The 25,752-nt window shown below is 47.1% G+C and carries 25 protein-coding genes and 1 other annotated feature (1 of these 26 cut by a window edge); of the genes, 23 read left to right on the top strand and 2 right to left on the bottom strand.

The window, feature by feature from the left end; genetic code table 11:
* Positions 1–50 (top strand) — a binding site (T-box leader) (it extends 168 nt beyond the left edge of the window).
* Between the two features lie 68 nt (positions 51–118).
* The 12 genes from alaS (at position 119) to MHH76_RS14560 (ending at position 12,066) form a co-directional block, all read left to right on the top strand.
* The gene (alaS, locus tag MHH76_RS14615) at positions 119–2,755 is read left to right on the top strand and encodes an alanine--tRNA ligase (RefSeq protein ID WP_023855375.1); all 2,637 of its coding nucleotides are present in this window, start codon (positions 119–121) and stop codon (positions 2,753–2,755) included.
* Between the two features lie 83 nt (positions 2,756–2,838).
* Positions 2,839–3,105 (top strand): IreB family regulatory phosphoprotein, encoded by a 267-nt coding sequence (locus MHH76_RS14610; protein WP_003183920.1) that lies wholly within the window; start codon positions 2,839–2,841, stop codon positions 3,103–3,105.
* Positions 3,106–3,111: 6 nt separating this feature from the next.
* Positions 3,112–3,531, top strand: coding sequence for a Holliday junction resolvase RuvX (gene ruvX / locus MHH76_RS14605; RefSeq protein ID WP_003183918.1), 420 nt, complete (start codon positions 3,112–3,114; stop codon positions 3,529–3,531).
* A 10-nt stretch (positions 3,532–3,541) separates the two neighbouring features.
* The gene (locus MHH76_RS14600) at positions 3,542–3,826 is read left to right on the top strand and encodes a DUF1292 domain-containing protein (protein ID WP_016885528.1); all 285 of its coding nucleotides are present in this window, start codon (positions 3,542–3,544) and stop codon (positions 3,824–3,826) included.
* A 194-nt stretch (positions 3,827–4,020) separates the two neighbouring features.
* A complete protein-coding gene (mltG, locus tag MHH76_RS14595; protein ID WP_025811064.1) occupies positions 4,021–5,133 on the top strand; it encodes an endolytic transglycosylase MltG in 1,113 nt (370 codons plus the stop codon).
* Positions 5,134–5,279: 146 nt separating this feature from the next.
* On the top strand, positions 5,280–5,942 hold the full coding sequence (locus MHH76_RS14590; protein WP_020452393.1) for an O-methyltransferase: 663 nt from the start codon (positions 5,280–5,282) through the stop codon (positions 5,940–5,942).
* Positions 5,939–6,868 (top strand): peptidase U32 family protein, encoded by a 930-nt coding sequence (locus MHH76_RS14585; RefSeq protein ID WP_020452392.1) that lies wholly within the window; start codon positions 5,939–5,941, stop codon positions 6,866–6,868. The genes MHH76_RS14590 and MHH76_RS14585 overlap by 4 nt, the downstream gene beginning before the upstream one ends.
* Positions 6,869–6,882: 14 nt before the next feature.
* On the top strand, positions 6,883–8,151 hold the full coding sequence (locus tag MHH76_RS14580) for a U32 family peptidase (RefSeq protein ID WP_020452391.1): 1,269 nt from the start codon (positions 6,883–6,885) through the stop codon (positions 8,149–8,151).
* 4 nt (positions 8,152–8,155) lie between these two features.
* Complete coding sequence (gene udk, locus MHH76_RS14575; RefSeq protein ID WP_020452390.1) at positions 8,156–8,791, top strand: uridine kinase; 636 nt, start codon at positions 8,156–8,158, stop codon at positions 8,789–8,791.
* A 238-nt stretch (positions 8,792–9,029) separates the two neighbouring features.
* Positions 9,030–9,506: a transcription elongation factor GreA gene (gene greA / locus MHH76_RS14570; RefSeq protein WP_020452389.1), complete on the top strand. Its 477-nt coding sequence runs from the start codon at positions 9,030–9,032 to the stop codon at positions 9,504–9,506.
* 54 nt (positions 9,507–9,560) lie between these two features.
* On the top strand, positions 9,561–11,315 hold the full coding sequence (locus MHH76_RS14565) for a penicillin-binding protein 2 (protein ID WP_025811065.1): 1,755 nt from the start codon (positions 9,561–9,563) through the stop codon (positions 11,313–11,315).
* Positions 11,316–11,373: 58 nt separating this feature from the next.
* The gene (locus tag MHH76_RS14560) at positions 11,374–12,066 is read left to right on the top strand and encodes a YrrS family protein (RefSeq protein WP_026579203.1); all 693 of its coding nucleotides are present in this window, start codon (positions 11,374–11,376) and stop codon (positions 12,064–12,066) included.
* A 39-nt stretch (positions 12,067–12,105) separates the two neighbouring features.
* On the opposite strand, the gene MHH76_RS14555 is transcribed toward MHH76_RS14560, so the two are convergent.
* Positions 12,106–12,309 (bottom strand): YrzA family protein, encoded by a 204-nt coding sequence (locus MHH76_RS14555; RefSeq protein WP_023855370.1) that lies wholly within the window; start codon positions 12,307–12,309, stop codon positions 12,106–12,108.
* Positions 12,310–12,498: 189 nt separating this feature from the next.
* Here MHH76_RS14555 and MHH76_RS14550 point away from each other — a divergent pair, with 189 nt between their 5' ends.
* The 7 genes from MHH76_RS14550 to MHH76_RS14520 all read left to right on the top strand — a co-directional run bounded on the left by MHH76_RS14550 (position 12,499) and on the right by MHH76_RS14520 (position 17,174).
* Complete coding sequence (locus MHH76_RS14550; RefSeq protein WP_043054419.1) at positions 12,499–13,140, top strand: class I SAM-dependent methyltransferase; 642 nt, start codon at positions 12,499–12,501, stop codon at positions 13,138–13,140.
* A gap of 21 nt (positions 13,141–13,161) precedes the next feature.
* Complete coding sequence (gene mtnN / locus MHH76_RS14545; RefSeq protein ID WP_020452384.1) at positions 13,162–13,857, top strand: 5'-methylthioadenosine/S-adenosylhomocysteine nucleosidase; 696 nt, start codon at positions 13,162–13,164, stop codon at positions 13,855–13,857.
* Positions 13,858–13,908: 51 nt separating this feature from the next.
* Positions 13,909–14,832, top strand: a complete 924-nt coding sequence (locus tag MHH76_RS14540) for a cysteine synthase family protein (RefSeq protein ID WP_020452383.1) — start codon at positions 13,909–13,911, stop codon at positions 14,830–14,832.
* A 1-nt stretch (position 14,833) separates the two neighbouring features.
* Positions 14,834–15,976 (top strand): bifunctional cystathionine gamma-lyase/homocysteine desulfhydrase, encoded by a 1,143-nt coding sequence (locus tag MHH76_RS14535; protein WP_025811067.1) that lies wholly within the window; start codon positions 14,834–14,836, stop codon positions 15,974–15,976.
* A gap of 87 nt (positions 15,977–16,063) precedes the next feature.
* Positions 16,064–16,297: a YrhC family protein gene (locus MHH76_RS14530; RefSeq protein WP_011198155.1), complete on the top strand. Its 234-nt coding sequence runs from the start codon at positions 16,064–16,066 to the stop codon at positions 16,295–16,297.
* Between the two features lie 405 nt (positions 16,298–16,702).
* Complete coding sequence (locus tag MHH76_RS14525) at positions 16,703–16,852, top strand: YrzI family small protein (protein ID WP_020452381.1); 150 nt, start codon at positions 16,703–16,705, stop codon at positions 16,850–16,852.
* A gap of 172 nt (positions 16,853–17,024) precedes the next feature.
* Positions 17,025–17,174: a hypothetical protein gene (locus MHH76_RS14520; RefSeq protein ID WP_164468297.1), complete on the top strand. Its 150-nt coding sequence runs from the start codon at positions 17,025–17,027 to the stop codon at positions 17,172–17,174.
* Between the two features lie 96 nt (positions 17,175–17,270).
* On the opposite strand, the gene MHH76_RS14515 is transcribed toward MHH76_RS14520, so the two are convergent.
* Positions 17,271–17,432: a YjcZ family sporulation protein gene (locus tag MHH76_RS14515; RefSeq protein ID WP_020452380.1), complete on the bottom strand. Its 162-nt coding sequence runs from the start codon at positions 17,430–17,432 to the stop codon at positions 17,271–17,273.
* A gap of 281 nt (positions 17,433–17,713) precedes the next feature.
* Here MHH76_RS14515 and MHH76_RS14510 point away from each other — a divergent pair, with 281 nt between their 5' ends.
* From MHH76_RS14510 to MHH76_RS14495, 4 genes are all read left to right on the top strand, one after another.
* Positions 17,714–18,319 (top strand): class I SAM-dependent methyltransferase, encoded by a 606-nt coding sequence (locus MHH76_RS14510; protein WP_020452379.1) that lies wholly within the window; start codon positions 17,714–17,716, stop codon positions 18,317–18,319.
* 170 nt (positions 18,320–18,489) lie between these two features.
* Positions 18,490–21,633, top strand: coding sequence for an Ig-like domain-containing protein (locus tag MHH76_RS14505; protein WP_020452378.1), 3,144 nt, complete (start codon positions 18,490–18,492; stop codon positions 21,631–21,633).
* A 264-nt stretch (positions 21,634–21,897) separates the two neighbouring features.
* The gene (locus MHH76_RS14500) at positions 21,898–22,473 is read left to right on the top strand and encodes a TetR/AcrR family transcriptional regulator (protein ID WP_020452377.1); all 576 of its coding nucleotides are present in this window, start codon (positions 21,898–21,900) and stop codon (positions 22,471–22,473) included.
* Between the two features lie 32 nt (positions 22,474–22,505).
* Positions 22,506–25,730 (top strand): bifunctional cytochrome P450/NADPH--P450 reductase, encoded by a 3,225-nt coding sequence (locus tag MHH76_RS14495; protein ID WP_020452376.1) that lies wholly within the window; start codon positions 22,506–22,508, stop codon positions 25,728–25,730.
* Positions 25,731–25,752 lie beyond the last annotated feature (22 nt).

Genomic DNA, 25,752 nt, shown 5'->3' with positions numbered 1-25,752 from the left:
GTTACGACCATAATCAGGGTGGTACCGCGAGAGGAGCTCTCGTCCCTGTGTAAACGTTGTTTGCATAGGGCGGGGGCTTTTTAATTTGCATGTGCATCATTTAAAGGAGGAAAAAATAATGAAGACATTGACATCCGCACAAGTGCGCCAAATGTTTTTAGATTTTTTTAAAGAAAAAGGGCATGCCGTTGAACCGAGCGCCTCTCTTATTCCGCATGAAGATCCCTCCCTGCTTTGGATCAACAGCGGAGTTGCGACGCTGAAAAAATATTTTGACGGACGGGTTGTGCCGGAGAATCCGCGTATCTGCAACGCTCAAAAATCAATCAGGACGAACGATATTGAAAATGTCGGGAAAACAGCCCGCCACCATACGTTCTTTGAAATGCTCGGGAACTTTTCGATCGGCGATTATTTCAAAGAAGAAGCGATCGAGTGGGCATGGGAATTTTTAACCGATCAAAAATGGATCGGCTTCGATCCCGAACGGCTGTCAGTCACGGTCCATCCGGAAGATGACGAAGCGTATGAATTATGGTCAAAAAAAATCGGCGTTCCTGAGGAACGGATCATCAGACTGGAAGGAAACTTCTGGGATATCGGTGAAGGCCCGAGCGGACCGAATACCGAAATTTTCTATGACCGCGGTGAAGATTATGGAAATGACCCGTCTGATCCGGAACTTTACCCGGGTGGGGAGAACGAGCGTTACCTTGAAGTATGGAATCTTGTGTTCTCCGAGTTCAACCACAATCCTGACGGAACATACACACCGCTTCCGAAGAAAAACATCGATACGGGGATGGGTCTTGAACGGATGGTATCTGTTATTCAAGATGCCAAGACGAACTATGATACGGATTTGTTTATGCCGATCATCAAGGCGACAGAAGCCATTTCAGGAGAAAAGTACGGCACATCTGCTGAAAAAGATACGGCATTTAAGGTTGTGGCCGACCATATTCGAACGGCTGCGTTTGCGGTCGGCGACGGAGCGCTTCCGTCAAACGAGGGGCGCGGCTATGTCATCAGAAGGCTGCTTCGCCGCGCTGTCCGCTATGCGAAGTCCATCAATATCAACCGTCCGTTTATGTATGAGCTCGTGCCGGTAGTGGCCGACATCATGGCCGCATTCTACGGCGAAGTCAAAGAAAAAGCGGACTTTATCGCGAAAGTCATCAAAACAGAGGAAGAACGCTTCCATGAAACATTGCACGAGGGCTTGGCGATTCTCTCAGAAGTGATTCAAAAGGAAAAAGCAAAAGGAAACCGCATCATTTCCGGGGAAGATGTCTTTAAACTGTATGATACGTATGGATTCCCTGTTGAACTGACCGAAGAATACGCCGAAGATGAAGGCATGGAAGTCGATCATGACGGATTTGAGCGCGAGATGGACAAGCAGCGCGAACGGGCCCGGCAGGCGCGCCAGGACGTCGGCAGCATGCAGGTTCAAGGCGGCGCTCTCCGCGATATCATGACAAAAAGCGAATTCATCGGCTATTCCGATATCAAAACGGAAACGAAAATCGCCGAGCTTCTTCAAGACGGGGAACTTGCCGACCTCGTTCAAGAAGGCAAGAAAGTTCAGTTTATCCTGGAAAAAACCCCGTTCTATGCTGAAAGCGGCGGGCAAATCGGTGATAGAGGCTGGGTTAAAAGCGGGGATGCCGCGATTCGCGTCACAGATGTTAAAAAAGCGCCGAACGGCCAGAACCTGCATGAAGGGATCGTGGAAAGCGGCGCAATTAAAAGAGGCATGAGCGTGACCGCAGAAGTCACGGAGCGGCTAAGAAAAGACATCGTCAAAAACCATACCGCGACACATTTGCTTCATCAGGCGCTGAAAGATGTGCTCGGTACGCATGTCAACCAGGCCGGCTCGCTAGTCACTGACAGCCGTCTGCGCTTTGACTTCTCTCACTTTGGACAGGTGACTAAGGAAGAACTCGAACAAATAGAAACAAAAGTGAACGAGAAAATTTGGGCATCGATTCCTGTGCAAATCGACTTAAAACCGATTGATGAAGCGAAAGCGATGGGAGCCATGGCGCTGTTTGGCGAAAAATACGGAGACATCGTCCGCGTCGTTCAAGTTGGCGACTACAGCATCGAGCTGTGCGGAGGCTGCCACGTGAGAAACACGGCTGAAATCGGTCTCTTTAAGATCGTGTCCGAATCAGGCATCGGGGCCGGCACCCGCAGAATCGAAGCGGTAACTGGGCAGGGCGCTTATGAAGAGATGAACGCCAAACTGGAGCTTCTCGAGCAGGCGGCAGAAGTCCTGAAAACCAATGTGAAGGAAGTGCCGAAACGGATCGAAGCGCTCCAGTCTGATCTGAAAGAAGCTCAGAGAGAAAACGAATCTTTATTGGCGAAACTGGGAAATAAAGAAGCCGGAGAGATTTTAGAAAAAGTAAAAGAAATTGACGGAATCAAACTGCTCGCAGAAAAAGTGAATGCCAAAGATATGAATCACCTGCGCACAATGGTTGACGATCTGAAGGCGAAACTGGGCTCAGCCGTCATCGTTCTCGGGGCGGTTCAAAACGAAAAAGTGAATATTTCCGCCGGAGTTACAAAAGATTTAATAGAGCGGGGTTTCCACGCAGGCAAGCTTGTCAAGCAAGTCGCAGAAGCATGCGGAGGCGGCGGAGGCGGCCGTCCAGACATGGCGCAGGCGGGAGGAAAACAGCCTGAGCGGCTTGCTGAAGCATTAGCATCTGCGGAAGAATGGGTAAAATCCGTTTTATAAATAGCCGTTGTGGTGTAGAATGGTGATTAGAAGGTAATCAGGCTGAAACTTTGCCTGCGAATTTGGGAAAGAGGTGCAAAACGGTGAGCTCATTTGATAAGACGATGAAATTTAACTTTTCCGACGATTCGATGGAAACCAATGTAAATGAAGTGCTGATAACCGTCCATGATGCGCTTCAGGAAAAAGGCTACAACCCGATCAACCAAATTGTCGGATACCTGCTATCAGGAGATCCCGCTTACATTCCAAGGCATCGAGATGCACGTAACCTGATTCGGAAAATAGAAAGAGACGAGATAATCGAAGAATTGGTTAAATCGTACTTAGAACAGCATAAAGAGGCGTAAACAAGCATGCGAATATTAGGTCTGGATTTAGGTTCGAAAACGCTCGGCGTAGCGCTGAGCGATGAAATGGGCTGGACGGCTCAAGGGATAGAAACGATTAAAATCGACGAGGCGGGCGGTGACTACGGCTTGAACCGCCTCGCCGAATTGACGAAAGACTATGTCATTGACAAGATTGTACTCGGTTTTCCCAAAAACATGAATGGAACCGTCGGCCCGAGGGGGGAGGCGAGCCAGAAGTTCGCGGAAGTGCTTGAAGAAACGTTTCAAGTTCCCGTCGTGCTTTGGGACGAGCGCCTCTCGACAATGGCGGCCGAAAGAATGCTGATTTCAGCAGATGTAAGCAGGCAGAAAAGAAAAAAAGTAATAGATAAAATGGCGGCCGTGATGATCCTTCAAGGATATCTCGACAGCCTAAACTCATGAGGTGAATAAGATGGAACACGGAGAAAAAAACATTACGATTGTAGACGACAAAGGAAACGAACAGCTGTGTGAAGTGCTCTTCACATTTGACAGCGATCAGTTTAACAAGTCATACGTGCTTTATTATCCGGTTGAAGCACAGGATGAGGAAGAGATCGAGATCCATGCTTCAAGCTTCGTACCGAATGAAGCCGGAGAAGACGGCGAACTGATGCCGATTGAAACAGAAGAAGAGTGGGATATGATCGAAGAGACGCTGAACACGTTTTTAGCGGATGAAGACGAAGAAGAATAAAGCAGCGGCTGAACCGCTTGACAAAATCCTAAAACTTAAACCGTTTTAGGATTTTGTCATTTTTTAAATGGGCATCTGCAATCATTTGCGCCCTGCTGCCGACAGGCGGCTTTTTTTATTAAAACATTTTGTAATAAATTGCCGAATGATAACGAATCATGTAGTATATACCATGGGAGGAGAGGAGGACACCAATGTTTGAAGATCAGACAAAGAAACCGTTTATAAAAAGACTCCTTAAACATAAAATAAAGTTTTGGCTGACTGTGGTCGCGGTTCTGCTGATTTTAACCGCAGGCGCTGTTTCGCTCTACGTCAAATCGGCGCTCGAACCGGTCGATAAAAATAATGCAAAAACGGTCAGCGTCTATATTCCGGAAGGATCGACCGTTACGTCCATCGCCGCCAAACTGAAAAAAGAGGACCTAATTAAAAACGAAAAAGTATTTATCGCTTATGTGAAATTTAAAAATGTCTCCGGCTTTCAAGCGGGGAACTTTCAGCTCAGCCAGTCGATGGATGCGGCCGGCATGGTCAAAAAGCTGACGAGCGCTTCGCATGTACCGGCATTTAAAATTACCGTTCCTGAAGGAAGACAGCTCCAGGAAATCGCAGCTATCATCGCCGGACAAACCAACTACTCGGCAGCGGACATTATGAAAAAGCTGGATGACCGCGAATTCATCAGCCGATTAAAACAGAAGTATCCGAAACTGATCACCGACGACGTGCTAAACAAGAATATCAAGCATCCGCTTGAAGGATACCTGTATCCTGCGACATATCCGTTTTACGACCCTGAGACGAAGCTGGACGCAATCATCGAAGCGATGATCAAACAAACAGATCAGCTGGCTGAAAAGTATGAAAAGCAGATGAAAGACAAAAAGATGTCCGTCCACAAAGCCTTGACGATGGCTTCGTTAATTGAAGAAGAAGCTACCGAAAAAGCGGACCGGCACAAAATCTCAAGCGTCTTTTACAACCGCATCAGCAAAAACATGCCATTGCAAACGGATCCGACCGTTTTATACGCGCTTGGGGAGCATAAAAACCGTGTCATGTACAAAGACCTTGAAGCGGATTCCCCGTATAATACGTACAAACATGCCGGTCTACCGCCTGGGCCGATTGCTAACGCGGGAGAGAGCTCCTGGGAAGCGGCATTAAATCCGGAGCAAACAGACTATGTTTATTTCCTTGCAAAGAAAAATGGGGAAGTCGTCTTTACAAAAACGCTTGAAGAACACAATAAAGCAAAAGCAAAATACATTACGAACACGCAGGACGAGGAAAAAGGAGAGTAAAAATTACTCTCCTTTTATTCGCAAATACAAAGGTTTTATGATAAAATATATCGGGTTGTTTATTGAGAAAAGACAGTCGACTGCTTTAGGAGAGTGCTGCACATCTGACCTAAGGCTCTTTTTTATGAAAGGGAGGCCATCTGCCCGTGAAGATTGGACACGAAGAATTGACCGGCTATCTTGAAAAGCTGCTGAAGCAAAGGCCGGCTGAAATTATGAAACTGGAGGCCTATGCCGAAAAGCATGGCGTGCCCATTATGGAACCGACAGGAATCGAAGTGCTCCTGCAGCTTCTTTCACTCAAAAATCCGAAAAAAATTCTTGAAATCGGTACCGCCATCGGTTATTCGGCGATTCGGATGGCACTTGCCCTTCCCGAAGCTGAAATCTTTACGATCGAGCGCGATGAAGACAGGTATCGGGAAGCGTTGAAAAACATCCGGTCATTCCAGCTTGAAAACAGAATTCACGTGTTCTTCGGCGATGCGCTCAGCGAATCGGACGCCGTTCAATCGATGGCTCCTTATGATGCGCTTTTTATCGATGCCGCAAAAGGCCAGTATCAGAAGTTTTTCAGTATATATGAAAAAATGCTCGCCGATGACGGCATCATTTTTACTGACAATGTCCTTTTCAAAGGCCTTGTCGCATCAGATTACAATCAGATCGAAAACAAGCGCATCAAAAAGCTTGTATCGAAAATAGATCATTACAATCATTGGCTGATGGAGCATCCTGACTACCACACGGCGATCCTGCCTGTGGGCGACGGATTGGCCGTCAGTCAAAAAAGAGGTGAACGGATATGAAAAAGCCTGAACTGCTTGTGACGCCGACGGCTGTTTCGGATATTAAGCCTTTGGCAGAGGCGGGCGCCGATGCGTTTATCATCGGTGAACAAAGGTTCGGTCTGCGTTTAGCCGGGGAGTTTTCCAGAGAGGAAGTAAAAGAAGCCATCATTCAGGCTCATCAAAAAGGCGCAAAAGTATATGTTGCCGTGAATGCGATTTTTCACAATGACCGGGTTCCAGAACTGAATGACTACCTTTCTTTCTTGGACGAGGCAGGCGCCGATGCGGTTGTCTTCGGCGATCCCGCTGTACTTATGGCTGCACGGGAATCAGCGCCGAATATGAAACTTCACTGGAATACGGAAACGACCGCAACCAACCATTATTCCTGCAACTATTGGGGGCGAAAGGGCGCGAAGCGCGCGGTGCTCGCAAGAGAGCTCAACATGGACAGCATCGTTGAGATTAAAGAGAAAGCAGAAGTCGAGATCGAAATTCAGGTTCACGGCATGACATGTATGTTCCAGTCAAAGCGCTCCCTGATCGGCAACTATTTTGAATACCAGGGAAAAGTCATGGATATCGAAGGAAAGAAAAAAGAAAAAGGCATGTATCTTCATGATAAAGAACGCGGTAACAAATATCCGATTTTCGAAGACGAAAACGGCACGCACATCATGAGTCCGAATGACGTCTGCATCATTGATGAGCTTGAGGATTTAATCGATGCCGGCGTCGATTCATTTAAAATTGAAGGGATTTTAAAATCGGTCGAATACATGACTGAGGTAACGGCCATGTACCGCGAAGCCATCGACCTTTGCATCGCAGACAGAGAAGCATACGAAGACAAGAAAGAAGAATGGATCGAGCGGATTGAACAGCTGCAGCCTGCAAACCGCAGCATCGATACCGGATTCTTTTTCAAAGAAACAGTATACTAAAAGGAGGGATAGCCATGTCTGCAGTAAAAGATAAAATTTCCAAAATCGTTGATGGAAAACGCGTCATTACGAAAAAGCCAGAACTTCTTGCTCCGGCGGGAAATTTGGAAAAACTGAAAATCGCTGTCCACTATGGCGCAGACGCTGTATTTATCGGCGGACGTGAATATGGACTCCGCTCAAACGCAGATAACTTTTCAATTGAAGAAATGGCTGAAGGTGTCGAATTTGCGAAAAAATACGGCGCCAGAATTTATGTGACGACAAACATTTTTGCGCATGAAGAAAATATCGACGGGCTAGAAGACTATTTGCGCGACCTCGAGGGAGCAGGCGTGTCAGGCATTATCGTCGCTGATCCCCTGATCATTGAAACATGCCGCAGGGTCGCGCCGAAGCTGGAAGTGCATTTGAGCACCCAGCAGTCCCTTTCAAACTGGAAAGCCGTTCAGTTCTGGAAGGAAGAAGGCCTTGAGCGGGTCGTGCTCGCGCGCGAAACGAGCGCACTTGAGATCAGAGAAATGAAAGAAAAAGTGGATATTGAAATCGAAACATTCATACATGGTGCGATGTGCATCGCTTATTCCGGCCGCTGCGTGCTCAGCAACCATATGACGGCCAGAGACTCTAACCGCGGAGGCTGCTGCCAGTCATGCCGATGGGACTATGATTTGTATCAGACGGACGGGGCGAATGCACTGCCGCTATATGAAGAAGGCGATGCACCGTTTGCGATGAGCCCGAAAGATCTGAAGCTGATCGAATCGATTCCGCAAATGATTGAAATGGGTATTGACAGCCTGAAAATCGAAGGCCGGATGAAATCGATCCACTACATTGCGACAGTCGTCAGTGTGTACAGAAAAGTGATCGATTCTTATTGTGCTGACCCCGAAAATTTCGTCATCAAAGAAGAATGGCTGAAAGAACTGGACAAATGCGCCAATAGAGACACGGCGCCTGCTTTCTTTGAAGGAACCCCCGGATATGAAGAGCAGATGTTCGGCGTTCACGGCAAAAAGACAACATACGACTTTGCCGGACTTGTCCTTGATTATGATGAAGAGACAAAAATGGTCACGCTCCAGCAGCGGAACTTCTTTAAAACCGGAGATGAAGTCGAATTTTTCGGTCCGGAAATCGAAAATTTCACATGCAAAATTGACACGATATGGGACGAAAAAGGCAATGTGCTTGATGCAGCCCGCCATCCCCTGCAGATCGTCAAATTTAAAGTGGACAACAAGATATATCCTAGCAACATGATGAGAAAGGGGCAGTAATGGCATGGGGAAAAAACCGGTAGTTATCGGCATAGCGGGAGGCTCCGGATCTGGAAAAACGAGCGTCACCAGATCCATTTATGAACAGTTTAAAGGTCATTCGATCTTGATGCTGGAACAGGATTTATATTATAAAGATCAGAGCCATCTGCCGTTTGAAGAGCGGCTGAACACGAACTACGACCATCCGCTTGCATTTGATAATGACTATTTGATCGAGCATTTAAACGAATTGCTTGCCTACAAGCCGATCAAAAAGCCGATTTACGATTACAAGCTGCATACGCGTTCAGAGGAAGTCGTGCACGTCGATCCGAAAGATGTTATTATTTTGGAAGGAATCCTTGTCCTCGAGGATGAAAGGCTCCGCGACTTAATGGACATCAAGCTGTATGTCGATACGGATGCCGACCTGCGAATCATCAGAAGGATGGTCAGAGACATAAAAGAAAGAGGACGTTCGATCGATTCTGTCATCGAGCAGTACATCTCAGTCGTCAGACCGATGCATAACCAGTTTGTCGAACCGACGAAACGCTATGCCGATATCATTATTCCGGAGGGCGGACAAAACCGCGTCGCCATCGACCTGATGGTAACAAAAATACAAACTATTCTTGAACAAAACGCGATTTTATAATAACATAGCATAGACAAACACAACTCTGACCATATTATGTATAGAAATTGAAGGGTTCTCATCCTGAGCCCTTCTTTAACTGTATAAGCACCATTTACCGGAGCCTTCCATCCGGTTTATATGATACTTTACAAATATGGGAGAGAAGAAGGGGACAAGGGTTGTCCTCATTCTTGTATATTCAAGTCTATACCTCACATACAAGTGATGAGGAACCAACTAGAAGGAGTGAAGGAACATGGCACAAGAGAAAGTATTTCCTATGACAGAAACGGGAAAGAAAAAACTGGAAGAAGAACTTGAGTATTTGAAAACGGTTAAACGTAAAGAAGTTGTTGAACGTATTAAAGTGGCAAGAAGCTTCGGAGACCTCTCCGAAAACTCCGAATACGATTCAGCAAAAGAAGAACAAGCTTTTGTAGAAGGGCGCATCACAACCCTTGACAATATGATCCGCAACGCAAAGATCATCGAAGACGATGGTGCAAACTCAGATATCGTCGGCCTCGGAAAAACCGTTACATTTACGGAGCTTCCTGACGGTGAAGAAGAATCTTATACCATTGTGGGCAGCGCGGAAGCCGACCCGTTTGAAGGAAAAATCTCGAACGATTCCCCAATCGCGAAAAGCCTTCTCGGCAAACAGGTCGGGGACGAAGTGACCGTTCAAACACCGGGCGGCGAAATGCTTGTAAAGATTGTGAAAATTTCATAAAATTTGTTTAGCAAACGATGACCTCGTCCACAATGTGGATGAGGTGTTTTTATTATGAAATGGCAAAAGCGCATGAAGTGGGTGTCGATTATCATTTCGGCTGCCCTGTTATTTTTGCTGATCAGGCTCGCTGAAATTCAACTGTTTTTTACCGAATCCTTTTCTAAACGGAATGTGAACTTAATCCAGGAAAGCGTCAAACAGCGCACTGAGGAAGTTCGGATTTCAGACGGGAGAGGATCTTTTTTAGATCGGAACGGCGAACATTTGTCCGTCAGCCAAAAACCGGCCATCGTCTTATTTCCTTTTTTAAAACATCAGCCATGGCCGGCCGAAGAAGCAGCCGAAATTTTAAACATGACAAAAGATGAGCTCGAGAATAAGCTTGAGCATGCGAAAAAACCTGTGATTCTTACAAAACATGAAGGAGCGTCCATTTCAAAGACGGCTCTCGAAAAAATCAATAAACTGAAATATCCCGGCGTTTACGGCGTATACATAGAAGAAACAGAAAAGAACAGGCTGGCTTCGCATACGCTCGGTATGACCAATCAAGACCCGGACCTTCTCCGACGAAAATATCCCGATAAAGAGGGCCTCTCCATCAGCACGAAAATCGGCACCTTCGGCATGGAGCGGACATTTGATGAATTCCTGCTGCCTGAACAAGATACAAAACTGTTGTATCATGTGGACGGATTGGGAAACCCTTTGTTCGGTATGGACGTCAAATATACGGCAGATGCAAATCCGTTTTACCCGCTGCAAGTCAAAACAACGATCGACAAAAAGGTTCAGCGGGCAATGGAAGATGTACTGGCTGACCATCAGCTTGATAAAGGCGGAGCGGTTCTGATTGACATCGAGACGAACGGCGTGGCGGCGATTGCGAGCAAGCCCGATCTCAACATGGCATCGCAAAAAACAAGGCAAAACTATATGCTGACACCGGTATATCCCGGCTCGGTTTTTAAAACCGTGATTGCCGCGGCAGCGATCGAAAACGGCATGGACCATCCGTCAAAAACCTTTAACTGCAATTTGAACCTGTACGGTGAGGCCGGAGAAGACAAAGGGAAGCTCAGCTTGGAAGACAGTTTTGCGGAAAGCTGCAACTACACGTTTACAAATCTTGCTGGGCAGCTCGTTGAAAAAAACAGCTCCGTGATCGAAGATACCGCCGCAAAGCTTGGGCTGACCGGACGGGTCGGCTGGGAAGGGAAGCTGTATCATGAAGATGAGTTCAGACAGTTTCATCATGAAACTGCCGGATCAATCTGGGGGGATGAAAAGGACAAAAAAGTCAAAAAAGCTGTAGCCCAGACCGCCATCGGCCAAAAAAATGTGAAGCTGACCCCGTTGGAAATCGCCAACATGATGGCGACCATTGCAAGAGGCGGAGAGAAAAAACAAGTCAAGATCGCAGACCAGATCGAATATAAAAACGGCACATTGATGACGGCTTTTAAAGATCACAAGCTCCCCGGAGAGAAAATCGATCAGTATACCGCGCAAAAGCTGCAGAAACTGCTCAGAAAAGTCGTCACGTCTGAAAAGGGGACAGGCCGGCGCTTCAGAGATCTTCCGTACGAAGTAGCGGGCAAATCGGGCACAGCTCAGACAGGCCGGACGGCAGATGACAAAAAATCGCTCTATCATAAATGGTTCGCAGGTTATTTTCCGGCGGACAAACCGAAATATGCGCTCGTCGTCGTCCATATGGATACGCCTGATAGCAAGGCTGCGACAAATGCCGTATTTTATGATATTGTTAAAAAAGTATATGAAATTGAAAAGAACCAGACATAGAAGAATGCCTCAGGTGATGATAAAATAGAAAGCGAGGCAAGAGGGAAAAAGGAGTGCAATGAACTTGAGCGAAACAAGGGAATCTCGTTTTGAAAATCGTGATAAGCGCAGGAAAGCGAATCTTGTGCTTAACATTTTAATAGGCATCGTATTGGTATTAATCGTTGTCGTCGCCAGCAGTCTGATGATGAACAGCCCAAAGGAGCAGGCGCAGCAAGATGCTTCGAAAAACGATTCTGAACAGACGACAGAAGCACCTGCTTCCGACAATAAGAAACAAACGTCTGACGAAGATGTAAAAGATGAGGACAAAGGAAAAAGCGATTCTGCCGACAAAGAAGACAGCGATTCCGACTCGGACAAGGATAAAGACTCTGCTTCAGACGAGGACAAATCAACATCAGATGATCCGTTTAAAGGAGCCGAAGTGAAAGAAGGCGGTTCAAGCGCCAATGTTGAAAAAACGATCATCAATCCTGACTGGAAGCCTGTCGGCACACAACAGAGCGGACAGCATACCGCAACATATGATTCGTCTTCACAAGACTGGAAAGAAATGCTTGAAGCCATTTCATATGCGACAGGGGTTTCCCAGGATAACATGACGTTGATCTGGCTCGGAAACAACGGCAGCCCGCAAGATGCGAAAGGAACCATTCAGGCGAAGGACACCGGCGTCAAATACCAGGTAGCCATTACTTGGGTTGACGGGAAAGGCTGGAAGCCGACAAAAGTTGAACAGTTGAAGTAAAGAAAAAAGCGTCCGGTTTTAACAACCGGGCGCTTTTTTTTATGATTCGGCTTTAAAATGCACGACTGCGCTGTAGTGGATCCGTCCGTCAATGACCGCCGTCTGATGGGAAACCGAATGGACCCTCAGCAAAAGCGCCTGGTTGTTTTCAATCTGCTGACTGATCTTTTTTTCAAGCTCCTCTAAGCTCAGCGCCTCAAAAAACTCAATTTTATCTTTGATCAGATCGAGCCCGAAGTTCATAAACCAATCCTCCATTCGTTTCAAGTCATTTTTTATTAAAGCAAAGAAGCGTCCGGGTGACAAGGGAAATATAACCAAGCCTTTTTTGTACCCAAAACGAATGACTTGTGGTAGGATAAGAACTAATCAACCAAATAAATCATACTATACTTATAGGAATTGTAAAAATAGATGGAGAGTGACGATAAAATGGGAAGAGAGTTCATTCCTTTATTTGAGAACTGGGCAAATTCTTATGATGATACAGTAGTTGGCCGCGATCTTCAGTACAAAGAAGTGTTTCGCAACTACGACGGCATTCTGGATGATGTCGTCAGCCGCTCCGGGCATAAAGTTCTTGAATTCGGCGTCGGCACTGGCAATCTGACTGCAAAATTGCTGGCAGCCGGAAAGGGAGTCACAGGTGTAGAACCTTCAAAAGCAATGAGGGAAATTGCCGAGGCAAAGCTAGCGGAGAATGCAGTGATCGTTGACGGAGACTTTCTCGACTTTCCGGAACCGCCGTTTTCTCCCGACACGATTGTCAGTTCCTATGCGTTTCACCACCTGACAAACGAAGAGAAACGGGAGGCTGTGAAGCGATATGGAAAAATGCTCGGAAAGCATGGTAAAATAGTGTTTGCTGATACCGTCTTCAAGGATCGGGAAGCCTTCTCTGCCGCTGTTAAAAAAGCGAAGGAAAAAGGGTTCCTGCAATTGGCGGAAGACCTTGAAACGGAACATTATCCGACGCTTTCGGAAATGGAAATGATCTTTACCTCAGAACAATTCAGGATCGCCTTTCAAAAGCATAATGATTTTGTCTGGGTAATGGAAGCGGCAAAATTGTAATTTGAAGGGAAGTTTTAAGATATGAAAATCGCAGTTATCGGAGCAATGGAAGAAGAAGTCACGATTTTGCGAAGCAAGCTCGAACAGACGAACCAAGAAGTCATCGCAAACTGTGAATTTACCAGCGGATTTTATGAAGGAAAAGAAGTCGTACTTTTAAAGTCCGGCATCGGCAAAGTCAATGCAGCCATGAGCACGACGATTCTGCTCGACCGCTTTAAACCGGACGTTGTCATCAACACCGGATCAGCCGGCGGCTTCCATCATTCGCTTAATGTCGGAGACATCGTCATCTCGACCGAAGTCCGCCATCATGATGTCGATGTCACGGCATTTGATTATGAATATGGACAGGTTCCGAATCTGCCGGCCGCATACAAGGCCGACAGTACATTGATCCAAGCGGCGGAAGCCGAAGCGTCTGAACTGGGACACATTCAGGTTGTCAAAGGAACGATTGCAACAGGCGACTCCTTTATGAGCGATCCTGACCGCGTGGCATTCATCCGCGGCAAGTTTGCAGATCTTTACGCGGTTGAAATGGAAGCGGCTGCTGTCGCACAGGTTTCCTATCAATTTAATACGCCGTTCGTTGTCATCAGGGCGCTTTCAGACATCGCCGGAAAAGAGTCTGAAATTTCATTTGACCAATTTTTGGAGCAGGCTGCCAAGCATTCGACAGATCTTGTGCTCCGCATGATCAAAAGAATCAATTAAAAACAGGGGGGAGCCCCCCTCTGTTTTGCACCTCTTGAAGGAGGAAGGAACATGAATGTGATCAAGGACATCACCCAATTGATCGGTAAAACGCCGCTTCTGCAGATTTTGAATTTTCATATCCCCAGCGGTGTTAACATATATGCAAAGCTTGAAATGATGAATCCGGGAGGCAGCATTAAAGACCGGCTCGGAGAAGTGATGATTGCTGAAGCCGTCGATTCGGGAAAGCTGAAACCCGGTGGAACGGTTATTGAGGCGACAGCAGGCAATACGGGAATCGGCCTTGCCCTCGCCGCCAGAAAGCACAGGATTAGACCCGTTTTTTGCGTGCCCGAGCATTTCAGCATGGAAAAACAGTCGATCATGAAAGCGCTCGGCGCTCGAATTGTTCATACCCCCAGAAGTGCCGGAATGAAGGGTGCGATTGAAAAGGCACTTGAACTTGAGAAGGAGATTCCTGATTCTTATTGCATTTTGCAGTTTAAAAACCCAGTAAATCCATTGGCTTACTATAAAACGATCGCCCCGGAAATATGGGATGATCTAGAGGGCCGGATTGACGTCTTCGTCGCCGGTGCGGGATCAGGCGGGACATTTGCGGGAACCGCCAAGTTTCTAAAAGAAAAAAATCCGTCCATTAAAACGGTTATTGTTGAACCTGAAGGCTCGATTTTAAACGGAGGAGAACCGCACGGACATAAAACCGAAGGAATCGGAATGGAATTCATTCCGGAATATATGGACGAAAGCCATTTCGATGAGATTTACACCGTGCTTGACGAAGAGGCGTTCCGGCTTGTAAAAGAAGCCGCTGAAAAGGAAGGGCTTCTGATCGGAAGCTCATCAGGCGCCGCGTTGTTTGCCGCGTTGAAAGAAGCCGAAAAAGCGAAAGCCGGCACAAACATTGTGACAATTTTCCCCGACAGCAGCGACCGCTATTTAAGCAAAAAAATTTACGAAGGAGGAATATAAGATGAAGCCAAAAACGAAAATGATCCACGGCGGCATTACAGGAGACGAAAAAACAGGAGCGGTATCGGTTCCTATTTACCAAGTCAGCACGTACAAACAGCCGCGCGCCGGACAGCATACAGGATACGAATATTCCCGGACGGGAAATCCGACAAGAACGGCGCTCGAATCCTTGATCGCGGATGTTGAAGGCGGTAAAGCAGGCTACGCGTTCGGCTCTGGGATGGCAGCGATCACAGCGGTCATGATGCTTTTTAAAAGCGGCGATCACATCGTGTTGACAGATGATGTATACGGCGGCACATACCGCGTGATGACAAAGGTGATGAATCGCATCGGCATTGAAGCGACCTTCAGTGATACGAGCAGCATTGAAGACATCGAAAAAGCGATCAAGCCGAATACAAAAGCGATTTATGTTGAGACGCCGACAAATCCTTTATTGAAAATCACGGACATCAAGAAAGCCGCTGAAACAGCGAAAAAGCACGGCCTGTTGCTGATTGTCGACAACACCTTCTACACACCGTACTTTCAAAACCCAATCTCGTTGGGAGCCGATATCGTCCTTCACAGCGCGACGAAGTACTTGGGCGGACACAGCGATGTCGTCGGCGGACTGGTTGTGACAGCCTCGAAGGAACTCGCAGAAGAGATCCATTTCATTCAAAATTCTACAGGCGGGATTCTCGGGCCTCAGGATTCCTGGCTCTTAATGAGGGGGATGAAAACCCTTGGCTTGAGAATGGAAGCGCATGAGCAAAATGCCAGGAAAATCGCAGCTTTTTTAGATGATCATCCGGCCGTCAAAAAGGTTTATTATCCAGGGCTGCCGTCCCATCCGGGACATGAGCTTGCCAAGCGGCAAAGCACGGGCTTCGGCGGCATGATCTCGTTTGATATCGGAAAAGAAGAGAACGTGGACATTGTCCTTGGCCGTCTGAAATGGTTTACGATTGCCGAAAGCCTTGGCGCGGTTGAAAGCCTGATTTCAGTGCCGGCGCGGATGACTCACGCTTCGATCCCGCGTGAACGCCGGCTGGAGCTTGGCATTACAGACGGATTGATCCGCATTTCCGCCGGGGTAGAAGATATTGACGATCTGTTGGAAGACTTGCAGCAAGCGCTGGCCCCGATTTCTTAAAATGGCTGAATTTACATGTCTGGTCATCTGTCAATCTATGTTATCCTGAATCATATCCATTATGAAACAAAAGCAGGTGATCATGACATGCAGAAGAAAAAAGTCAAATCGCTGATGGAAGACTATAAGCAGTTTGCTTTTACGCTTCTCAGCGTAAGCGCATTTTTATATATCGGATCGGTCATTCCCGGACAAGGTTTGGAAACCGGCCAAAAGATGACAATGATGCTCGCGACATGCGGCTTTTTGGGAGGAGCCTTCTATTGTGTGAAGCGCTCGCTTAAATATAAAAGACAATTAGATGAGATGGAAGAATCGTAAGCGGAGAGACTCAGAGAGGGGCTCTCCGCTTTTTTTGTTTGATCAATCCGTCCATTTATTAAAAAAACGGTTTACAAACAGGAATTTGATGGATATACTTACAAAGTAAACAAAAAGCAAAGGAGGTTGATGAACATGAAACCAGCACTGACTACATACATTAGACTTTGTGAACGCCAATATCATGATTCATCAAACCTGTGGGAGAGATTGTGCACTTCCTTAACCGATGCTTTTTCAGCACAGCCGGTCCGTTAGGAAGTTAGGCATAATCATACGCTGCTCCTCCCGCAAGATAAAGACTCGATTCGTTTTTATCTGGCGGTTTTTGTTTGCGCCCGCAGGTTTGTCAGATAATCTGCGGGCTGTTTTTGTTTTTAGCGAACTTGAAAGGAGGTGAGCGATGTGACAATAAATCTATTCTTCTTAACACTAACCATTCAGAGACGATTTAAAAGTCCGGAAGAGTACGAGCGAGAATACGAAATCGAACAAATGTACAATGAAATGAAAGACCTGCAGCTGAAATATCTTTACATGAACAGCCAGCGCTAGCTTAAAGCGCGAAAAAAAATAAAGGAGGAGATCAAGATGATGCATAGAAGGGAACTGTTGGCACATTACACTCGGGAGAAGGACCAGGTTTAGCCGGGGCTGATACGAGTTCCGCATCTCCGCTTTTCTGCATAATATGAAGCAAGCAATTCAATGAATGCGGGTGAAAAGCATGCAGAAAAACGGCAGAATGCCTTTTATCGGCCACGGGTATACATCAATGCCTCATTCTTTCAAGCACGGATACGGTAATCCGTACCGGCGCCAAAGAATGGAGATGGCGCGCCAATTCGGGTATTGGCCGCATTATTGGTATTATTGAGAAAGAGCAGAAAACGTTTGTTTTCTGCTCTTTTTCATGTGGACAAACTGAATGGCAAAATAAAAAGGGGGGATTTAAAGCCCCCCTCCTGTTCATTTAGCAGACGTAACAAGCGCCGATGATAATTAACAGAATGAATAGAACCACAACAAGCGCGAATCCGCCTCCATAGCCGTATCCGCCGCCGTATCCACCGCCGTATCCGCCAGGGTAGCCACCCCAGCCGCCGCAGCATCCGCCGCCGTAACCAAAGCCCATAAATAGCACCACCTTTTAGTGAAAATTCCATATATACTATGCATGGGTTTGAGTTGTGGAAAGGGCGGATAGACCAATTCATTAAAAAAACAGTTTTCTTAAAGCGAAACATTTTCAAAGCTGAAGCCGTCTAGTTATGGAATGTAACAAAAGAATGCAGTTATTTTTGCTAATGCTTTTAATATTCGGTTTATTGACCGATATGATTGGTGAAAGGCCCGTTTGAACGATTTGCAACCTGAAAAACCGGGCTAATTAGTTATTAAAGCAGGTGTTATAACGTGTTTGAACAATGGCTTGGAAAACAATTGCGGAGCCCGAGAGGCATTTTGTCGAAATGGGTCGCGTCATATATGGAAAACGGAAATCATGATATAAACGAATGGACCATCAATTTAATGGATGTCTGTCCGCATGAGCGCATCCTTGAAATCGGAACGGGAAGCGGAGCGGCGCTTTATCAGATCGCGGAGATGCTTGAAAGCGGCAAAGCCTGCGGCATAGACGCTTCAAAAAGCATGGTCAAGCAAGGGATGCGGCGAATCCGTCATATGAAAGAAGAAGGAAAAGCCGAATTGAAGCTCGGCCATGCCGAAAACATTCCTTATCCGGACCGTTCTTTTCATAAAGTATATTCAGTCCACACCCTTTATTTTTGGACGGATTTCAAACAAGCATTAAAAGAAATTTACCGTGTTTTACAGGTTGACGGCACGCTGTTTCTCGCCGTCCATCTGGAAGGGCAATTGAAAAAATCGAAAAAAACAAAAGGCTTTTCCTTATACTCAGAAGAGCAAATCAAGCAACTGCTTGAAGAAAGCCATTTCAGAGACATCACGGTACATATGAACGAAAATGACTGCTGCATTTCTGCGGTAAAATCGTGAGCTTTGTACGATCATCCCTTTCATACGAGAGGGATTTTTTATGTTTGATAGAGTTGAAACCAGATCTTAAATATCATATTTTTGATTTTTAAAGAAAAGTATTCCAATAACATAGCAAACATGGTTTAATATCAAAGTGAACGTTTTTACTATATTTTCCGGAGGTATTTATGAACAAAAGGATCGTGAAAAGTTCAATTGCTTTCTTTCTCCTTGTTGCATTGATTTTTGGCCAGCTGCCTCTACCGAAGACTATGGCGGCCGAAGACAGTGTTCCGATTAACGAAACCACACTGACCGGCGCGTCCCCAGTTGAAGCGTCATTTCAAAGCGATGATGAGGCGCATTGGTATAAAATCAATCCTTCAAATCAGGAAATCGCAAACCACACGCATTTCCGCGTTAAACTGAAATCAGATGCAGAGCTGAACATTTCCGTTTACTCCAGCCTGGAAAACGCAGCTGATCACCAAACGTTTGACAGATACAACGGCTACTCCTATGAAAATAATCCCGCTTTAATCGATTTTCCGATTGCCTGGAAAGGTCCTTACTACATAAAAGTAGAAAATCACCATGATGAGGAAAACGAAACCACTTCAATTACAGATATTTCTTACACCATCAGCTATGAAGGCGTCACCCTGCCTCCGGCAAACCAGGAGGCGGAAGAAGAGTGTCCGGCAGAATTAAGCGTCTCCGAAAGGGAAACCGGCAAGGGCATATTAAAACAGTTAAGAACGATCAGGGATGAAGTTCTTTCAAAAACTGAAAAAGGAAAAGAGCTGTCTTCCCTTTACTATAAAGCAGCTCCATTCATCAGCGCAAAAATGCTCTTTAACAAATCGATGAGAGACAGTGTCTACAAAGATTTGGTGCAGCTGAAGCCGCTGTTTGCCGATGTCGCAAAAAACGGACAAGAGAGCGCATACACCATGACGAATGATGATCAAAAAGCGATCAGCAGCCTGTACGAAACAGCACGCGCGTCCGTTCCCGAATCGCTGAAAAAACAGCTGGATCAAGTCGCAAAAGACATCGGCATCGAACAATTAACAGGCAGCAAAGTATCGGCTGTGCTGGAGAAAGCGGGGATGGCGACAGCTTCATCAAGCGCGCCCGAAAAACGCTATATTGTAAAATTGAAAGACGGCAAAAAACTGAGTTCTTTCAAATCTAAAGCCCAATCTTCCGGCGTCAAGGCATTAGAACCCCTTGGTAAAAATAAAACGGAATTTAAAGATATGTATGTTGTGGAAATGAAGGAAAGCCGTTCTGCCGGATTCAAAGCGGCGGCAAAGCAATATCAGACGGCAGCTGCCAAGATCGCCAAGATGCCTGAAGTGGAATTCGTCGAACAGGTTCAGCAATATGAAGCACTGTCAGCGGACACCCAGTATCCATATCAATGGTCGCTCAAAAATAACGGCAAAAACCGTGCTGCGAATGCAGATATACAATTTGAACAGCTTCAAAAGCTGATGAAAGGCAAAAAGCTGAGAGATACAGTAATCGCCGTTGTCGATACGGGTGTTGATCATACGCTTGCCGATTTAAGCGGCAGCGTCAAAAAAGACGAAGGCTATAACTATATCGGCCGCACCGCGGACGCGATGGATGACAATGGCCACGGCACACACGTCTCAGGCATCATCGCAGCTGCGCAAGACAACCATTTTTCAATGGCGGGAATCAATGCCTATGCCAAAATCCTGCCTGTCAAAGTGCTGGATTCTTCAGGAAGCGGAGATACGGAACAGATTGCCAACGGCATCATCTATGCTGCCGACCACGGTGCAAAAGTCATTAATTTAAGCCTTGGCGGACCATACAGCAGGGTGATGGAATATGCGCTCAAATACGCGGCGTCCAAAAATGTGACGATCGTTGCCGCCACCGGCAATGACGGAGTGTCGGAGATTTCGTACCCGGCATCTTCGAAATATACGCTTTCAGTCGGGGCGACCAATAACCTCGATCTCGTCTCGGACTATTCCAATTATGGAAAAGGTCTCGATATGGTGGCGCCGGGAACCGATATTCCAAGCCTCGTTCCGGACGGAAATGTCACTTATATGAGCGGAACATCCATGGCGGCGCCGCATGTTGCAGCTGCAGCAGGACTTCTTTTGTCACAGAATCCATCTTTGAAACCAAAGCAAGTCGCAAAGCTATTGACCGAGACGACAGCAGATGTGGCATTTGAAGAACAGGATAATCCCAACCCGGACTATGATCTGGATGTAGAACCGGCTGCTCAAATCCCTGGTTATGATTTCGTTTCCGGGTGGGGGAGGCTGAATGTTTATCACGCAGCCAGCGTTTTTGAGCTGAACATGAAGGTTCATCCCGTTTTAAACCGCCATACGGCAGTGACAGGCACAGCCAAAAGCGGTGTGGCGGTCAAAATCTTGCGAGGGAAGCAAGTATTGGGCACGGGAACAGCCGGAAAATCAGGCGCGTTTTCAGTGAAAATTCCGGCCCAGAAGGCGGGGCAAGTTCTTCATGTCGCGGCATCGGGTTATCAGGCGGAAGCCTCGCTCAGAACCGTCGTGGAAAAAGCGCCGAAAAACCCTTCCGTCAAACGCATCACGAACAAAGATACTGCCGTAACGGGGAAAACGGCAGCCGGCTACACGATCAAAGTGAAAAACGCGTCCAAAAAAGTGATCGCGCAAGGCAAAGCGGATGCATCCGGAGCGTTTAAAGTGAACATCAATAAGCAAAAAGAATATGCCGTTTTGTATGTCTCCGCATCTGCTGATGACTACAGAGAAAGCGGCGATGTTAAAATGACGGTTGCTGATGTCATCCCGCCAGGCGCCCCGAAAGTTTATCCGGTTTCCGATAAAAGTACGGTGATTCAGGGAAAAACAGAAGCAAACGCGCAAGTCAGCGCAAAAGTAAAAGGAAAGACGATCGCTTCCGGTAAAGCGACCGGAAAAGGTGAATACAAGCTGAAAATCAGCAGGCAAAAAGCCGGAACGGTCATCAGTGTAACAGCAAAGGATAAAGCCGGGAATGTCAGCAAAGCGAAAGCCGTCACTGTGCTTGACAAAACTCCCCCGCCCACGCCAAAAGTGAATACGGTAACAAACAAGAGCACGGCCGTTAAGGGGAAAGCAGAGGCAAACGCCGCCATCACCGTCAAAGCAGGAAAGAAAACGCTTGGAACCGGCAAGGCCGATAAAAAAGGCGCGTTTTCCGTTAAAATAAAAAAACAAAAGGCAAACACTGTTTTAGCGGTCACTGCAAAAGATAAAGCCGGCAATACGAGCAAAGCGAGCATATTAAAAGTCAAAAAAGCAAAATAATCCGATGGCAGAGGGAACTGATGACATATCAGTTCCTCTTTTTTAATCGAAATTAATATATAAGAATACTATTAAACAGCCGCACTGCCTCCATTCGATTTATGAATTTCAACTCATGTCAACAGTTGGGTCTATTCTCCCTTTTTTTGTTTTCCTTTAAAAAATTTTATATTAAAAAAGGAATTTTCGAGTGTTCTGTCAAAAAGTGAATGTATTGGAAAAGCGGAATGAACGTTCATTCCGCTGGCTTGGAGGGCAAAATCAATGGAATCGGAAAGCAAATATCAGAAGATTATCGAGGCTTCGCTCGTCCTTTTCGCAGACCGTGGCTTTGACGCCGCAACCATTCCGATGATTGCCGAGAAGGCAAACGTCGGTGCAGGCACCATCTACCGCTACTTTGACAGCAAGGAAGACCTTGTAAACGTCTTGTTCCAAGACAGTGTGAAGAGATTTAAAGAAAAGATTGAGGAGGACTATCCTGAAGATTCAGCAGGGATAAAAAAACAATTTCAGCATATTTTCCGCTGCCTTTTCGAGTTTTCTCAGGAAAATGTCCATGCGCTTTATTTTTTGGAAATTGACAAAACCTCTCATTACCTGACAGAGAAAAGCCGTGAAGTCTTAAACGAACTGCTGGATTTCGTCTATTTATTTTTTGAAAAAGGGAAAGCGGCCGGCGTGATTCGCCCCTTGCCTTCTCACATCTTGTCGGCTGTGGTATTCGGGGCGTTCGTTCATATTCAGAAATTGGTAAGGGCCGGGGAAATCGAAGATCCTACCGGACTGATCAAAGAGATTGAAGAATGTTCCTGGCATGCTGTCAAATATCATGGATGAAAGCTTTTTTCAAAACAGAAAGGATGATTTTCATGAACATGTTAAATGGAATTCCAATCCCTAAAACTTACGGGCCGCTCGGCAACCTGCCTTTGCTTGACAAAAACAAGGTCTCCCAGTCTCTTTGGAAAATCGCGGACGAGATGGGGCCTATCTTTCAATTTAAGTTTGCGGATGCGATTGGGATATTTGTGTCCAGCCATGAACTGGTGAAAGAAGTCTCTGACGAGTCCCGGTTTGACAAAAACATGGGGAAGGGGCTATTGAAGGTTCGCGAGTTCAGCGGAGACGGGCTGTTTACGAGCTGGACGAAGGAACCCAATTGGCGGAAAGCCCACAATATCCTTCTGCCGAGCTTCAGCCAAAAAGCGATGAAGGGATACCATCCCATGATGCAGGACATCGCCGTCCAGCTCATCCAAAAGTGGTCCCGTCTCAATCAGGATGAAAGCATTGATGTACCGGATGATATGACGCGGCTGACGCTGGATACGATCGGTTTATGCGGATTTAACTACCGCTTTAACAGCTTTTACCGCGAAGGACAGCATCCGTTTATCGAGAGCATGGTCCGGGGGTTGAGTGAAGCGATGAGACAGACGAAACGCTTTCCGCTGCAGGATAAGCTGATGGTCCAAACGAAGCGTCAGTTTGACAGCGATGTTGAGTCGATGTTTTCTCTTGTTGACCGGATCATCGCTGACCGGAAGCAGGCCGGCGGCGAAAGTGGAAATGACCTTTTATCGCTTATGCTTCATGCGAAAGACCCTGAGACCGGCGAAAAACTGGATGATGAGAATATCCGCTATCAAATCATTACGTTTTTGATCGCCGGGCACGAGACGACGAGCGGTTTATTATCGTTTGCGATCTATCTGCTCCTGAAGCATCCAGATAAGCTTAAAAAAGCGTATGAAGAAGCAGACCGCGTGCTGACTGATCCCGTTCCTTCTTACAAACAGGTTCAGCAGCTGAAATACATCCGAATGATTTTGAATGAATCGATAAGGCTTTGGCCGACGGCGCCGGCTTTCTCTCTTTACGCAAAAGACGAAACGGTTATCGGGGGAAAATACTTGATTCCGAAAGGCCAGAGCGTCACAGTGCTCATCCCAAAACTGCACAGGGATCAAAGCGTCTGGGGAGAAGATGCCGAGGGGTTCCGGCCTGAACGGTTCGAGCAGATGGACAGCATTCCGGCGCACGCATACAAACCGTTTGGCAACGGCCAAAGGGCATGCATCGGCATGCAGTTCGCCCTTCACGAAGCGACGCTTGTGCTCGGCATGATTCTTCAGTACTTTGATCTTGAAGATCATGCAAACTACCAATTGAAGATCAAAGAATCGCTGACATTAAAACCGGATGGCTTCACAATCAGGGTAAGGCCGAGGAAAAAAGAAGCAATGATGGTGACACCGGGTGCTCAACCTGAAGAGAACATGCGGCAGGAAGAAAAGCCTTCCGCACCGGCTGCGGAAAATACGCACGGAACTCCTCTCCTTGTGCTTTACGGTTCAAATCTCGGCACAGCCGAAGAGGTTGCAAAGGAGCTTGCTGAAGAAGCGCGTGAGCAAGGATACCGAAGCCGGACGGCGGAGCTTGATCAATATCCAGGCGCCCTCCCGGCAGAAGGGGCTGTTATCATTGTGACGGCTTCCTATAACGGAAACCCGCCCGATTGCGCAAGGGAATTTGTCAATTGGCTTGAGCATGATCAGACAGGCGATTTGCACGGTGTCAAATATGCGGTATTCGGCTGCGGTAACCGGAGCTGGGCCAGCACCTACCAGCGGATTCCGCGCCTGATTGACAGCGCATTGGAAAATAGAGGCGCCCAAAGGCTGCACAAGCTCGGAGAAGGGGACGCAGGCGATGATTTTGAAGGACAGTTTGAATCATGGAAAAACGATCTGTGGCCGCTTTTAAGAACCGAATTTTCATTGTCCGAACCCGATCCGAATCAAACAGAAACAGACAGGCAAGCCATATCTGTCGAGTTTGTAAGCGCACCTGCGGCTGCGCCGCTGGCTAAAGCTTATCAGGTGTTTACAGCGAAAATATCGGCAAACCGGGAACTGCAGTGTGAAGAGAGCGGAAGAAGCACGAGGCATATTGAAATATCGCTTCCTGAAGGTACCGCATATCAGGAGGGAGACCATCTCGGGGTGCTTCCGCAAAACAGCGGGGTGCTGATTGAACGTGTTTTTCAGCGGTTTGGGCTGAACGGAGATGAACAAATTTTGATCAGCGGCCGGAATCAAGCATCACATTTGCCTTTGGAGCGGCCTGTTCATGTCAAGGATCTTTTTCAACATTGCGTCGAGCTCCAGGAACCGGCCGCAAGGGCCCAGATTCGCGAGTTGGCGGCACATACTGTTTGTCCGCCTCATCAGCGCGAGCTTGAAGACCTGCTGAAAGATGACGTCTATAAGAATCAAGTGTTGAAAAAACGGCTGACAATGCTTGACCTGCTTGAACAATACCCGGCCTGTGAACTGCCGTTCGCCCGCTTTCTGGCGCTTCTGCCTCCGCTAAAACCGAGGTATTACTCGATTTCCAGTTCGCCGCAGCTTAACCCGCGGCAAACAAGCATCACCGTCTCTGTCGTAAGCGGCCCGGCATTGAGCGGCCGCGGGCAATATAAGGGGGTCGCATCGAACTATCTCGCAGGCCTTGCGCCGAAAGACGCGATTTCTTGTTTCATCAGGGAGCCCCAGTCAGGCTTCAGGCTTCCTGAAGATCCTGAAACACCGGTGATCATGGTCGGACCGGGCACCGGAATCGCACCTTACCGCGGATTTCTTCAGGCGCGCCGCATCCAGCGCGATGCCGGGATAAAGCTCGGGGAAGCGCATTTGTACTTCGGCTGCCGCCGTCCGGACGAAGATTTTCTGTATCGAGACGAATTGGAGCAAGCGGAAAAGGACGGAATCGTCCATTTGCATACAGCGTTTTCCAGGCTTGAAGGCCGTCCGAAAACATATGTGCAAGATTTGCTCAGAGAGGATGCAGACATGCTGATTCACTTGTTGAACGAAGGCGGCCGCCTGTATGTGTGCGGAGACGGAAGCCGCATGGCTCCCGCTGTTGAACAAGCTTTGTGTGAGGCGTACCGCATTGTACAGGGAGCGAGTCAGGAAGAGTCGGAAAGCTGGCTGTCCGGACTTTTGGAAGAAGGGCGCTATGCAAAGGATGTGTGGGACGGCGGCGTTTCCCAACATGACGTGAATGCGGACAGCATCGCAAGAACATAAAACAAAAAGAGGCATTCTGAAT

Origin of the sequence: Bacillus sp. FSL L8-0193, from assembly GCF_037976065.1 — a bacterium.
Classification (GTDB): Bacteria; Bacillota; Bacilli; order Bacillales; family Bacillaceae; genus Bacillus; species Bacillus paralicheniformis.
Note: the sequence above shows the minus strand (reverse complement) of the source record. Positions and strands in the feature narration are given on the sequence as shown.

What these genes read in the sequence shown, in the direction of transcription:
- MHH76_RS14585 (WP_020452392.1), top strand. Translation starts at nt 5,939, where the DNA reads ATGAAAAAGCCTGAACTGCTTGTGACGCCGACGGCTGTTTCGGATATT.
- MHH76_RS14540 (WP_020452383.1), top strand. Translation starts at nt 13,909, where the DNA reads ATGAATGTGATCAAGGACATCACCCAATTGATCGGTAAAACGCCGCTT.
- MHH76_RS14505 (WP_020452378.1), top strand. Translation starts at nt 18,490, where the DNA reads ATGAACAAAAGGATCGTGAAAAGTTCAATTGCTTTCTTTCTCCTTGTT.
- MHH76_RS14495 (WP_020452376.1), top strand. Translation starts at nt 22,506, where the DNA reads ATGAACATGTTAAATGGAATTCCAATCCCTAAAACTTACGGGCCGCTC.
- MHH76_RS14500 (WP_020452377.1), top strand. Translation starts at nt 21,898, where the DNA reads ATGGAATCGGAAAGCAAATATCAGAAGATTATCGAGGCTTCGCTCGTC.
- MHH76_RS14550 (WP_043054419.1), top strand. Translation starts at nt 12,499, where the DNA reads ATGGGAAGAGAGTTCATTCCTTTATTTGAGAACTGGGCAAATTCTTAT.
- MHH76_RS14600 (WP_016885528.1), top strand. Translation starts at nt 3,542, where the DNA reads ATGGAACACGGAGAAAAAAACATTACGATTGTAGACGACAAAGGAAAC.
- udk (WP_020452390.1), top strand. Translation starts at nt 8,156, where the DNA reads ATGGGGAAAAAACCGGTAGTTATCGGCATAGCGGGAGGCTCCGGATCT.
- MHH76_RS14560 (WP_026579203.1), top strand. Translation starts at nt 11,374, where the DNA reads ATGAACTTGAGCGAAACAAGGGAATCTCGTTTTGAAAATCGTGATAAG.
- MHH76_RS14580 (WP_020452391.1), top strand. Translation starts at nt 6,883, where the DNA reads ATGTCTGCAGTAAAAGATAAAATTTCCAAAATCGTTGATGGAAAACGC.
- MHH76_RS14520 (WP_164468297.1), top strand. Translation starts at nt 17,025, where the DNA reads ATGCAGAAAAACGGCAGAATGCCTTTTATCGGCCACGGGTATACATCA.
- MHH76_RS14515 (WP_020452380.1), bottom strand. Translation starts at nt 17,432, where the DNA reads ATGGGCTTTGGTTACGGCGGCGGATGCTGCGGCGGCTGGGGTGGCTAC.
- MHH76_RS14565 (WP_025811065.1), top strand. Translation starts at nt 9,561, where the DNA reads ATGAAATGGCAAAAGCGCATGAAGTGGGTGTCGATTATCATTTCGGCT.
- alaS (WP_023855375.1), top strand. Translation starts at nt 119, where the DNA reads ATGAAGACATTGACATCCGCACAAGTGCGCCAAATGTTTTTAGATTTT.
- MHH76_RS14535 (WP_025811067.1), top strand. Translation starts at nt 14,834, where the DNA reads ATGAAGCCAAAAACGAAAATGATCCACGGCGGCATTACAGGAGACGAA.
- greA (WP_020452389.1), top strand. Translation starts at nt 9,030, where the DNA reads ATGGCACAAGAGAAAGTATTTCCTATGACAGAAACGGGAAAGAAAAAA.
- ruvX (WP_003183918.1), top strand. Translation starts at nt 3,112, where the DNA reads ATGCGAATATTAGGTCTGGATTTAGGTTCGAAAACGCTCGGCGTAGCG.
- mtnN (WP_020452384.1), top strand. Translation starts at nt 13,162, where the DNA reads ATGAAAATCGCAGTTATCGGAGCAATGGAAGAAGAAGTCACGATTTTG.
- mltG (WP_025811064.1), top strand. Translation starts at nt 4,021, where the DNA reads ATGTTTGAAGATCAGACAAAGAAACCGTTTATAAAAAGACTCCTTAAA.
- MHH76_RS14555 (WP_023855370.1), bottom strand. Translation starts at nt 12,309, where the DNA reads ATGAACTTCGGGCTCGATCTGATCAAAGATAAAATTGAGTTTTTTGAG.
- MHH76_RS14530 (WP_011198155.1), top strand. Translation starts at nt 16,064, where the DNA reads ATGCAGAAGAAAAAAGTCAAATCGCTGATGGAAGACTATAAGCAGTTT.